Here is a 12,150-nt window from a genome sequence, read left to right as displayed (position 1 = left end):
TCCTTCAAACTTGAAAAAGAGTACTTTTTTACTATGGTTTTTATGTCACATGCCGCTCATGGTTAGCTACCCTCATGATCCACATCTTATCATCATAGGCATTATTAAGTTTAGAGTAATAAGAAATAAGGGCATTGCTCCAAGAGTCATGTCGTTTCAAGTAAACATACCTATAGTTATTTTCTGGATTGATAAAATAGCTTGCACTAAGCCCATATGAGTTTAACAGATCCACAAAACGATTGGCATTTTTAGGGTTGGCAAATACATTTGCAATAATATAATAACCGGCCCCTATACCTTCTATTCGATAATTTTTGGGTTCAACACCGTTATTGGCCAGGTTATCTTTGGCAATAACGTTTTTACGCAATGTTTCGGTATCGTACTTTGAAGCCTTCTCTTTTAGCTTGTTCACATTATCGGCATATGCTTCATTGGTATAACGGTTCTCCACGTTCATAATCCATGTTTTTCCCGTATAGGCGCCATCCATATTGTTCTTATGGGCCTCAACAGCCTCCTCCCATGTATCGTAACGTTGTAGATATACATACTTTAAACCATTGTTGGGGTTGTCTATATAATTGGCATTTATACCTTTTGATTCCAATTGGTTTAAAAACTTGTCCAAGTATTGGGTTCCCTTGTATACATTGGCCACCACATAATACCCATCTGTTACATCCGGTAGGTCCTTAAACTTTCTTGTTTTAATCTTGTCCTGTACTACAGTAGTACTTGGTTTTGATTTTTGAACGTTTCTTTTAGGAGTATTTTGTGCCACAGAAGTGTTGGGAACAACATCTTTCTTAACCTGATTTTGATTCGTTGCAACTGTTGATGTAGCCCCACCGCCATCGTTGCTGGCATTATGGGTACTGGCAACACCTGTCTGTGTATTGCCGTTATTGCCACGGAATATCTGCTCCGCTCTTTTTTCAAGGTCTGGGCGTTCTCCATTGGTTTCGTTACGGACCATTCTCATAACCATATTGAACCTACGTTCCAAGTCGGCTTGTCTGTTCATTTCCAAGGAATCTTGCCTAAACATCAATTCCTCTATAATGGCATCGTTTTCCGCCAACTTCCTTTTTAACTCCTCAATTTCCTCATTGGTGGTTACGTCTTTAGGCTCCAATTCATTTTGCACCAAATCGTCCATATCGTCCTCTAGCATAACCCTGTCTTCCGTAAGGTTTGGTGTAAAGGAGTATGCAAAAGAAATCTCGTGGGTCAGCCCAAAGGTGTCAAAGTTATTCGACAATCCTTTCTCCATGGTGTATCCTAAAGAAATTCTTTGGTTAAGGTTAAACCCTACACCTGCAGAGGCACCGTAAAAACTGTCATAGCCTGCCTGTACCCACCCAAGCTTGGGCAAGTCTAAAATTAAACTACCGCCAAGGGTTACCTTATCATCCTCACCATCCATTCTTACACGCGCCAAAGGCATTAACCTACCGGATTCCAAAATACCCGAAGATTTATTAAACTGATGGGTATATTGTAAATGCCCGGAATATGTCTTATCGCTAAACTCTGTTAATGATTCGCTCGTCTTTAAGTTATAATCAAATAGGTTTTCTGCAAAAACACCAACATCAAAGTTACCGTACGATAGGTTGAATCCTGGTTGGAACGATAAAAGATTCTGGTCTTGGAACCCTGCTAAGAATGGGTCTTCTTCTACCGTGGTAGCCCTACTTTCGTCAAAACCACTATTGTAGTAAGAAATATTGGCTCCAAAGGTAAAGTTACTTTTATCGCTTAATTTTATACCGTAGGCATAATTGGCCAATACGCCATAATTGCTCAATGCACCTAATCTTTGCGTATACAAACTTAGTCCCAATCCCGTGCGATCACTAATACGACCACTATAACTTAAAAAGTAGTTTTGATTGTTATCATCAAATTCTACCGATTGGTTTCTGTGCAATAGATTAATATATGATTTATCTTCCCTTACGGTCGAAAACGTTGGGTTGATCAAAAACCTATTGTACTTCAGAAGGTTTTGAGATGGTACCTCATAACCAAAATACGGGTTGTCGTCCTGGGCCTGTACTTTTGTAAGCCCAAGCAGAACTAGAACGAAAATGAATAATATACGTTTTTTAGGTAGCATTGTTAATTTTAGCGTATTACTGTGATAGTGCCTTGTTTCAGCACTTCACTGGCGTTCCTTATTTTATAATAGAACACCATGTTTTGTTTGGTAAAAGCGGTCGACGATTGCGGCCAGTTGTTCTTATAATCAAATACATTTAAAATCTCTTCCCCATTCTCGTTGTAGATGATAACATTTACATCCGCTTTGTTAGAATAAGAGTTGGGGATGATCCATTGGTCATTTATACCATCACCGTTTACGGTGATAACATTGGGCACTTTAAAGGTGTCCAAAATGGATACTTCAAATTGTTTTACTACTTCACAGTTATCAATATTTGCGATTAAGGTATAGATTCCTGGTTCTGTAACCGTGGCACTATCAGAGGTGCTTATTTCCACATTGTTTGGATCCATCCAACTATACGCGGTACCGCCAGTGGCGACCACCGTTTTAGAAGTACCTTCCGGTATAATTATCTCCCCGGTCGGATCCAGTGTTATTAAGTTTTCATCTAACGTAGTGATTACTATTTCATTTGAAATCAAATCACAACCATCCTTGTCCAAAACCAATCGGTATGTTCCTGGTCCGGTAGCAATCAATGTTTCATCGGTGGTGCTTACCGTTGTTCCATCTAGCTGCCATTGAAAACTTTCAGAAGACAGATCTAGAGATGCTGTAATAAAAACTTGATCACTGGCACTACAGTAAACCGTACTGGTACTACTAATAGTAACTGTTTCACTCGTTAATAATTGTACTGTCAACGTATTAGATGTTTCGCTGTAAGAGTTAATGGACGCATTTACGCTGTAATCACCATTCTCGGAATTAGAAGCCAAGCTTATCGATTTTCCGTTCTGGCCTGCGATATCCGTACCGTTCTTTTTCCATTGGTAGGTGAGGGCGTCTATTAAGTCTGCTGTAACATCTGTACTTGTGCCATCGGTTGTAATGGCGTTTACCGTTTTTACCTCTAAGACCACATTGGTAGTTTCACAAGCCGTATAACTATCGGCATAATCCAAAACTATCTCAAACGAATCTGGCAATACCGCTGTAGTCGTTTCAGAGTTTTTACTGGTAACGGCACAACTACCACCCGTTTGTGATACTTGGGCATAATATTCTCCTTCTTGTGTAATGCTCAGAGAATTACTGGTCTCCCCAGATATTTCCACTCCGTTTCTAAACCATTTATAAGTAGGGTTCACAGCCGTAGTGGACACAGAGAGCACTTGAGATTGTGATGGTAGAACCACAACATTCTCTGCATTTTCCCTAGTAACCGTAAAGGCATCGGCATTTGTTATCGTCACAGCTTCGGATCTTTCGGTACAAATACCTGTACCGGATATTTCTACGGCATAATCTCCTTCAAAACCGGCATTCGAAGCATTAATCGTATAGGAGGTTGAAATGGCTCCTGGAATCGCAGTACCATCTTTATACCACTGGTAGCTCCAAGAAACATCTGTAGTAGCAATGGACAATGTTTCTGTATCGCCACTACAAAGAGCGGTTTTTGTAGGCGTATTTATAGCTATACCTGAACCGATGCCACCAATAGTTACGTCCACTATATTAGAATCTGTATTACCAGAACCTGTACAAACGGGTCCATAATCAATAAAGGCGCTGTACATTCCACTTTCGGAAACGGTTAAAGTGTGTCCGGTTTCTCCAGTAAGAAGCGTTCCGCTCTTGTACCAAATATACTGATAGGTTTCTGGGTTTTCTATATTGTCTACCTGCAGGGTAATCGGATCCATAGAACATACACTTCCCGGAGGTACTCCATCTCCTAGTTCACTTATGTTCAGATTGGTGGTAACGTCCATATAGTACATATTGTATGCATCGGACTCTGCACCTATCTTTTCTGGATCGGTACTTCTTACGCGCATTTTATATCCATTTCCCCTAGTGGTTGTAGATATAGAAAAGCTAACGTCAAAATCGTTGTCGGTGTTTTTATCGGTAATGGTCGCCAATTCGGTTGGCGAATCAAAGTTTCCATTGGCATCCGATAGTTCTAGAATAAACTTGTTACCAGCATTGGCCGTACCTGCCCATGTGATATTCACAAAGTATTCGTTAAAACCTGAACTACCTGCACAAATGGCAGTCCATGGAGAATTACCGGCCAAATTAGGATTATCTGCCGGTTCTGGTGCGTTGATTACAATTGCTTGTGCTGATAGCTGTAGGAAGCCAATCAACATAAAGATTACGGTTAAGATGTAAGATTTGTAAAAATTTTTCATAGTGATGTGTAGTTTTGGGCCCCTATGTTTATGAATGTTGAAGGTCGATTCATTAAAACCTAGTACTCAAAACAAATATGTCATATATAACGGGGGCACTGAATTTATTGTTGTAGCCAAGTTTAAAAATGTTGTGAAAGTGATTTAATACAGTGTGAGCACATTTTAATTCAAGGTATTAAGCCAATTTTGCTACTTTTGTAGCTTCAAAAATCAAACTATGAGCGAGACATCGAAGTCTTTAAATTTTATAGAACAAATTATAGAGGAAGACCTAAGTAACGGGTATTCTAAAAATGATTTGCGTTTTAGGTTTCCGCCAGAGCCAAATGGTTATTTGCACATAGGGCACGCAAGTTCTATCTGCCTCAATTTTGGACTGGGTTTACGTTATGATGCACCGGTGAACCTTAGGTTCGACGATACCAACCCAGCCAAAGAGGAACAAGAGTTTGTGGATGCCATTAAGAAGGATGTTTCCTGGTTAGGATTTAAGTGGGATACCGAACGGTATGCCTCTGATTATTTTCAACAATTATATGATTGGGCCGTACAGCTTATAAGAGATGGCAAAGCCTATGTAGATAGTCAGACTTCGGAAGAAATGGCCGCTCAAAAAGGAACCCCTACAGAACCAGGTGTTGATAGTCCCTATAGAAATAGGTCTGTCGAAGAAAACCTATCGCTCTTTGAGGGAATGAAAAATGGTGAATTCAAGGAAGGCACACATGTGTTACGGGCCAAAATAGACATGGCAGCTACCAACATGTTGATGCGCGACCCTATTATGTATAGAATTCTGCACAAAGCCCACCATAGAACAAATACCGATTGGTGCATTTATCCTATGTACGACTGGACGCATGGTGAGAGCGATTACATAGAACAGGTTTCACACTCATTATGTACCTTAGAATTTTTACCACATAGAGAGCTTTATGACTGGTTTTTAGATCAAGTTACTTCACCTGATAAATTAAGACCAAAACAACGTGAATTTGCTAGAAGAAATTTGAGCCATACCGTTGTAAGCAAGCGAAAGCTGGCCCAGTTGGTAGAACAAAACATAGTTAATGGATGGGACGACCCGCGGATGCCCACCATTTCAGGATTAAGAAGAAGAGGATATACCCCAGAATCTATTCGAAATTTTGTTGATACCATTGGTATCGCAAAAAGGGATAACCTAATAGATGTTTCTTTATTGGAATTTCATGTGCGCGAACACCTAAATAAAATTACCCCAAGGGTAATGGGTGTATTAGACCCGTTAAAATTAGTCATTACCAATTATCCGGAAGGACAAGAGGAATGGTTGGAGGCAGAAAATAGTCCCGAAGACGAATCTTTGGGCTCTAGGCAGGTTCCGTTCTCCAGAGAATTATATATAGAAAAAGCCGATTTTAAGGAAGAAGCCAACAAAAAATTCTTTCGTCTAAAATTAGGGGGAGAGGTTCGGCTTAAGAACGGCTATATTGTTAAGGCTGAGAGCTGTACTAAAAATACCGATGGGGATATTGTTGAGGTTCAGTGTACCTACGACCCAAAGAGTAAGAGTGGGAGTGGTACTCCAGAAAGTCTGCGCCGTGTTAAAGGAACCTTACATTGGGTTTCTATAAAACATGCCTTAGCTGCAGAAGTTCGGTTGTATGATCGCTTGTTTACAGACGAAAGTCCGGACACCCACAAGGATAAAGACTTTATGGATTTCATAAACCCAGACTCTCTAAAAACAATAACCGGTTATGTAGAGCCAAGTTTAAAAGACGCCTCTATTGGTGAACGATTCCAGTTTCAACGTATCGGGTATTTTTGTGTGGACAAAGATTCTTCTGCAGAAAAATTGGTTTTCAATAGAACGGTGGGTCTGCGTGATTCTTGGGCTAAAATTCAACAAAAGAATTAATGCCCTTTTAAGCATCATTGCCACCCGTTTTTATAAGATCAACAATATCTATAGACAGTGCCGATGTTTATTGTATTTATCAATGCTTTTTGACCTTTTTACAGGCTTTTTGGCAGCATTTTTTAGGGCCTGAACCCATTGGTATATTTTATAAGGAAAACGTGCCTTTAAGGGCTTTGTTTCCTTTTTACGTCAAGTTGGGGCCAATACTATAACAAAAAGGCTCGCGATTTTAAAATCGCGAGCCTTCAGGTTGTAATAGTTGAGTGTTTAGAAAATAAATTGTACCGATTATTCTTTTTTGTCCGTTGTCTTTTTACCACTCGTTTTTTTCATTTGCTCTCCGATCATGTTGCTTGCCGTAAAAGAGGCTACCATATTATTCAACATATCACTGCCGGCCTGAGGTGAGTTAGGCAACAGAATAAGGTTGGTGTTGGTTTCTTCTCCTATACTCTGCAAGGTATCATAATGTTGCGTTACCACAATTAGAGCCGAAGCCTCTTGTGAGTTGATGCCAACTTTATTAAGCACCTCTACAGATTCTTCCAGTCCACGGGCAATCTCCCTACGTTGATCCGCAATACCTTGTCCTTGCAATCTTTTACTTTCAGCTTCTGCCTTTGCTTTTTCTACAATCAGAATACGTGCCGCGTCCCCTTCGAACTGGGCGGCAATTTTCTCTCTCTCTGAAGCATTAATTCTGTTCATTGCAGCTTTTACCTGGGCATCGGGATCAATATCGGTAACCAAAGTTTTAATAATATCAAATCCGTAGTCCAACATGGCGTCGTTCAATTCCGCCTTTACCGCCAGAGCAATATCGTCTTTCTTTACAAAAACATCGTCCAACTTCATTTTTGGCACTTCGGCCCTTACCACATCAAACACATAAGAGGTAATCTGATCGTGCGGATAGTCCAATTTGTAAAAAGCATCGTATACTTTTTCTTTAATGACCTTATACTGAACAGATACCTTAAGCCGAACAAAAACATCGTCCAATGTTTTGGTTTCGATTATAACATCCAATTGTTGAATTTTTAGACTTAACCTTCCGGCGATACGTTGTACAAAAGGTATTTTAAACTGAAGACCGGAGTGTCTAATACTACTAAACCTTCCAAAAGTTTCAATGATCGCCGCCGTTTGTTGTTTTACGATAAAAACAAAGGACAGCAGTACCAGTGCTAAAAAGATAAAAATCGGAATCCAAATAAATCCACCCATAATTAAGTATTTAAGTTATTGATTCAATGTACAAAATCGTTTCTATATATGTAGTATTTCACCTCTATTTGTTACACTTTCATATGAATGCATTGGCCCACAATGCCTTAGCTTTCATTATTTACTTACTTTTAATGAAAAGTAAAATAAACGGTAAGGCCAAACCAACTCTAATCAAAAACATCGGTTTATCTGGCTGTATGCACATAAAAACCTTTTGGTATGAAATTTAACACTGATACCTTCTATCTAAATCAGGACGAACCGAACAGAGGCTGTTTACTTGCTATAAGATCTCTTATTTTAAAACTCAACTGTCACGTTAGTGAAACAAAAAAATATGGAATGCCCTGCTTTTGCTTCAAGAAAAAGCCCTTTTGCTATCTCTGGATAGACAAAAAAACTACAGAGCCCTACGTTTTGTTTGTTAATGGTTCACATTTACAACATACACAGCTCGAAACAGGAAACAGGTCTAAAATGAAAATATTTAGACTAGACCCCAATAAAGATTTACCTGTGGAAACGCTTCAATCTTTATTTTTCCAGACCATAACGTTATATACTTCGGGTACTGTTAGATCATAGGGGCATACTTTAATCCTTTCTATATCAGAAAGATAAAAAATTATACCAATTTGTACAAAAACTGAATTACTATCCAAAAGCAGGGTTGTAAGGTCCATTCCCATTAATAAAAGAGTACTTTAGCCTAACAATGATCTATAAATCCTAATGGTGGATAAATTGAACTACATATTTTTAGTTTTGGCCCTACTGGCCGAAATCATTGGCACCATAGGAGGTTTCGGGTCTTCTGTATTTTTTGTTCCTATTGGTAATTTTTATTTTGATTTCCACTATGTGCTAGGGCTGACGGCCTTGTTTCACTTAGCGAGCAATATGAGTAAAATTTTGTTATTCAAAAAAGGGTTGGACAAGAGGCTATTGGTCAACATAGGGGTTCCTTCTGTAGTTTTTGTTATTATTGGAGGATTTTTGACCAAATTGGTGGACGGTACATATTTAGAAATTGTCCTCGCCCTTTTCTTGGTGGGCCTAAGCCTTCTTTTTCTGATAAAAAAAGATTTGGTAATTACACCCAATAAGAAAAATGCCATCACGGGCGGCGCTCTTTCTGGTTTTTCCGCAGGTCTACTAGGAACCGGAGGAGCCATTCGCGGATTAACAATGGCAGCCTTCAACCTAGAAAAAAGTGTTTTCATCGCCACATCGGCCTTTATTGATTTTTTTATAGATTTTACGCGTACGTTCGTGTACTTCAATAACGGGTATATAACCAAAGAGCACCTTATTTATATACCTTTTCTTTTGGGTATCGGTATTCTAGGCACCTACTTGGGAAAACAAATTTTAAACTACATACCTCAAGACAAGTTTAAGAAAATATCTTTGGTCCTTATTTTGCTTATAGGTCTTGTAACCCTGTTGAATGTTGTGGGCAACCTCGATTATTGATTTTTAATCCTTCTGAGATTTTCTATTGAAACATCTTTGATTTATGATAAACCGACAGATATTAAGCAAATGGTTTTCCTATATTTATTCATTTATTTATTAGGTGTTCTAATAACAATTTTTAAATACTGGAAAAATCTTACCAATGAGAAAACAGCATGGCATTTTTGTGTTGGTTTTTATGACCATCACCCTAATTGTATCTTCTTGTAAATCAACCTCCAACATTACTTCCTCGGTTACTACTATAAATTCCGAGTCCGCTTTACAAAAACCTTATGTTATCTTAATTTCTTTGGACGGATTCCGTTGGGACTATGTGGATCGTTTTAATCCTCCTTTTCTAAGTAGCTTTATTAAAACCGGGGTCAAGGCAGAATCTTTGATACCTTCTTTTCCTTCCAAAACTTTTCCGAATCACTATACCATTGCCACGGGCATGTATCCGGAAAATCATGGTTTGATAGGAAACACCTTCTACAGCCATAAAAAGAAATCGATGTACAGGATCCGAGATCGTAAGGTGGTAGAAGATGGTGAGTTTTATGGGGGAACCCCTATTTGGGTTCAGGCCTCACGTGCGGGAATGGTTACCGCCAGCTATTTCTTTGTTGGAACAGAAGCCGATATACAGGGTATAAAACCTACCTATTATCGCAAATACGATGGAAGCATTAAAAACGAAACCCGGGTACAACAAGCGTTGGAATGGCTGGATCTGCCCCCTAAAGAAAGACCCCATCTTATTACCCTATATTTCTCCGATATGGACGATATCGGACACCGTTTTGGCCCCAATGCCGATGAAAAGCTAAAAGAAACGCTCATGTCGCTCGATAAAAACCTTGGCGACCTTTATAATGGCGTACGTGCCACGGGACTACCCGTTAATATGATAATAGTTTCAGACCATGGTATGGCCAATGTGGACAAGGACCATTATATACCCATTGAAGATATTAAGAACGATGACCTATATTCTACCATAGACAATGGATCCATTGTGTTCATACATCCAAAGAATAAAAGCCAAACAAATGAAATCGTTGCTTCGTTAAAACAAAAGGAAAACCATTTTATGGTGTATAAAACAGAAGATACCCCAGGTTTTGAATATACGCCACAGAACGAAGACTGGGGGTCTATTCAGGTTATTCCCGATTTTGGCTATTATTTTTCTTCAAAAGAAGCTATTGCAGCTAAAATGAAAAATACTAGAACTTCGTATGGTGTGCATGGCTACGATCCTGCGCATAAAGAAATGCACGGCATTTTTTATGCGAATGGCCCCGCTTTTAAAAGTAATCAAACCATACCCTCTGTAAAGAACATTCATATTTATCCTTTAATATGTGAACTATTGGGCTTGGACATACCTACCGACATCGATGGTAATTTAAAGGCCATAGAAGGCGCTCTAAAGGATAAAACAGAAAAACAGTAGGTTTACCGCACGGAAAACAAAAAAACGCCTAAAAACTTACAGGGAACGTTTTAAACTCATATCAATAAACGCCATTTTAGCTCTGGGTTAAAATGGCGTTTTTAATTCTTGAAATCGTTTCCTCTTTGCCGATCATGGCGATAATATCAAAAATATGTGGCCCTTTCATGTCTCCTACCAAAACCAACCTTAAGGGTGGCATTACCTTACCAAAAGACAATTCTTGTTCAGAAATCCAGCCCTTAACGATAGCTTCGACATTTTCTGACGAAAAATCAGAAATCGGCTCCAGTACTTTCACCAAATCTTCCATAATCTGGGGAGTACCTTCTTTCCATTGCTTTTTAATGGCTTTTTCGTTGTAATCTGCCGGTGCAACAAAAAAGTAATCACTTAAATTCCAGAAATCGTCTATAAAAGTGGCACGTTCCTTTACTAGGGCAACCACCTTCTCAACATAGTTCTCCGAAACAACATCTATATCCTTTGCCTTTAGCTCTTGCATAAAGGATGTTGCCAGTTCCGAATCCTCTTTCTGGTGCATGTACTGTTGATTATACCATTTGGTTTTATCTGGGTCAAATCTTGCCCCAGACTTGTTTACGCGCTCAAGAGAAAAACTATCTATTAGTTCTTGCATAGAAAAAATCTCCTGTTCTGTTCCCGGGTTCCAGCCCAAAAGAGCCAAAAAGTTAACAACCGCCTCGGGGAAATACCCAGCTTCCCTATATCCTTCAGAATCTTTCCATGATAACGGAAAAACTGGAAACCCTCCTTTTTCCCCATCTCTTTTACTTAATTTTCCCTTTCCAACGGGTTTCATTATCAATGGTAAATGGGCAAACGCAGGTGCATCCCAACCAAAAGCGTCATATAGTTCTTTGTGCAGTGCCAACGAAGGCAACCATTCTTCGCCTCGAATTACATGTGTAATTTCCATAAGATGGTCATCTACAATGTTTGCTAAGTGATAGGTGGGCATTCCATCACTTTTAAACAAGACCTTATCATCTAAAATATTGGTGTCTATTTCAATGTCTCCCCTAATAATATCCTTTAGGTGCAACTTTTCGTCCGGTGGTGTTAAAAATCTAATTACGTAGTCGTCTCCAGAATCCAATCTTTTTTTCAGGTCTTCTGCACTCATGGACAAAGAGTTGTCCAGTTTTAGACGATTGTGCCAATTGTATATAAACGTTTTACCCTTGGCCTCATGGTCTTTTCTGTGAAAATCTAAACGCTCGGAAGTATCAAAAGCATAATAGGCTTTTCCTTTTGCCACAAGCTCTTCGGCATATTTTCTATACAGATCTTTACGTTCGCTTTGTCTGTAAGGGCCATATTTTCCTTGATCAGCGGTAGCTGCGGATGCGGACGGACCTTCATCACATATAATTCCACACCAATTAAGTGCCTCGATAATATATTCTTCGGCACCCTCAACGAACCTATTTTGATCCGTATCCTCTATTCGAAGAATAAAATCCCCTCCATTTTTTTTGGCAAATAAATAATTAAAAAGAGCGGTTCTGACCCCTCCTATATGCAATGGCCCAGTAGGACTGGGCGCAAACCTAACACGAACTTTTTTTGTCATGCCGCAAAGGTATAAAAAGCACTGTATGCTAAAAAGATTGATGAAGAGTATTAAAGATAATTTTAAATTTTATCGGCGCTTATGGTTCTATAAAGAACAAGGGGGTGGCAT

General features: G+C 39.2%; 8 protein-coding genes. 4 read left to right on the top strand and 4 right to left on the bottom strand.

The window, feature by feature from the left end:
• Positions 1–40: 40 nt before the first annotated feature.
• Both J8L85_RS03025 and J8L85_RS03020 read right to left on the bottom strand, forming a co-directional pair.
• A complete protein-coding gene (locus J8L85_RS03025) occupies positions 41–2,128 on the bottom strand; it encodes a type IX secretion system membrane protein PorP/SprF (protein WP_211014411.1) in 2,088 nt (695 codons plus the stop codon).
• Positions 2,129–2,136: 8 nt separating this feature from the next.
• On the bottom strand, positions 2,137–4,383 hold the full coding sequence (locus J8L85_RS03020; RefSeq protein WP_211014409.1) for a gliding motility-associated C-terminal domain-containing protein: 2,247 nt from the start codon (positions 4,381–4,383) through the stop codon (positions 2,137–2,139).
• Between the two features lie 220 nt (positions 4,384–4,603).
• Between J8L85_RS03020 and J8L85_RS03015 the strand changes: the two genes are divergently transcribed.
• Entirely contained in the window at positions 4,604–6,289 is a 1,686-nt protein-coding gene (locus J8L85_RS03015; RefSeq protein ID WP_211014407.1) for a glutamine--tRNA ligase/YqeY domain fusion protein, read from the top strand.
• 291 nt (positions 6,290–6,580) lie between these two features.
• Here J8L85_RS03015 and J8L85_RS03010 read toward each other — a convergent pair whose 3' ends face one another.
• Positions 6,581–7,519 (bottom strand): SPFH domain-containing protein, encoded by a 939-nt coding sequence (locus tag J8L85_RS03010; RefSeq protein WP_211014405.1) that lies wholly within the window; start codon positions 7,517–7,519, stop codon positions 6,581–6,583.
• Between the two features lie 222 nt (positions 7,520–7,741).
• On the opposite strand from J8L85_RS03010, the gene J8L85_RS03005 reads away from it, so the two are divergent.
• From J8L85_RS03005 to J8L85_RS02995, 3 genes are all read left to right on the top strand, one after another.
• Positions 7,742–8,107: a DUF1801 domain-containing protein gene (locus J8L85_RS03005; RefSeq protein ID WP_211014403.1), complete on the top strand. Its 366-nt coding sequence runs from the start codon at positions 7,742–7,744 to the stop codon at positions 8,105–8,107.
• 150 nt (positions 8,108–8,257) lie between these two features.
• Entirely contained in the window at positions 8,258–8,998 is a 741-nt protein-coding gene (locus J8L85_RS03000) for a sulfite exporter TauE/SafE family protein (protein ID WP_348771740.1), read from the top strand.
• A 145-nt stretch (positions 8,999–9,143) separates the two neighbouring features.
• Positions 9,144–10,442, top strand: a complete 1,299-nt coding sequence (locus J8L85_RS02995; protein ID WP_211014399.1) for an ectonucleotide pyrophosphatase/phosphodiesterase — start codon at positions 9,144–9,146, stop codon at positions 10,440–10,442.
• A 76-nt stretch (positions 10,443–10,518) separates the two neighbouring features.
• Here the strand turns inward: J8L85_RS02995 and gltX are convergent, their stop codons facing one another.
• Positions 10,519–12,039, bottom strand: coding sequence for a glutamate--tRNA ligase (gltX, locus tag J8L85_RS02990; RefSeq protein WP_211014397.1), 1,521 nt, complete (start codon positions 12,037–12,039; stop codon positions 10,519–10,521).
• Positions 12,040–12,150 lie beyond the last annotated feature (111 nt).

This window comes from Maribacter sp. MMG018, from assembly GCF_018100785.1.
Taxonomy (GTDB): Bacteria; Bacteroidota; Bacteroidia; order Flavobacteriales; family Flavobacteriaceae; genus Maribacter.
Note: the sequence above shows the minus strand (reverse complement) of the source record. Positions and strands in the feature narration are given on the sequence as shown.

Excerpts from the sequence above, each read along its gene's own strand:
- J8L85_RS03025 (WP_211014411.1), bottom strand. The coding sequence starts at position 2,128 with ATGCTACCTAAAAAACGTATATTATTCATTTTCGTTCTAGTTCTGCTT.
- J8L85_RS03020 (WP_211014409.1), bottom strand. The coding sequence starts at position 4,383 with ATGAAAAATTTTTACAAATCTTACATCTTAACCGTAATCTTTATGTTG.
- J8L85_RS03015 (WP_211014407.1), top strand. The coding sequence starts at position 4,604 with ATGAGCGAGACATCGAAGTCTTTAAATTTTATAGAACAAATTATAGAG.
- J8L85_RS03010 (WP_211014405.1), bottom strand. The coding sequence starts at position 7,519 with ATGGGTGGATTTATTTGGATTCCGATTTTTATCTTTTTAGCACTGGTA.
- J8L85_RS03005 (WP_211014403.1), top strand. The coding sequence starts at position 7,742 with ATGAAATTTAACACTGATACCTTCTATCTAAATCAGGACGAACCGAAC.
- J8L85_RS02995 (WP_211014399.1), top strand. The coding sequence starts at position 9,144 with ATGAGAAAACAGCATGGCATTTTTGTGTTGGTTTTTATGACCATCACC.
- gltX (WP_211014397.1), bottom strand. The coding sequence starts at position 12,039 with ATGACAAAAAAAGTTCGTGTTAGGTTTGCGCCCAGTCCTACTGGGCCA.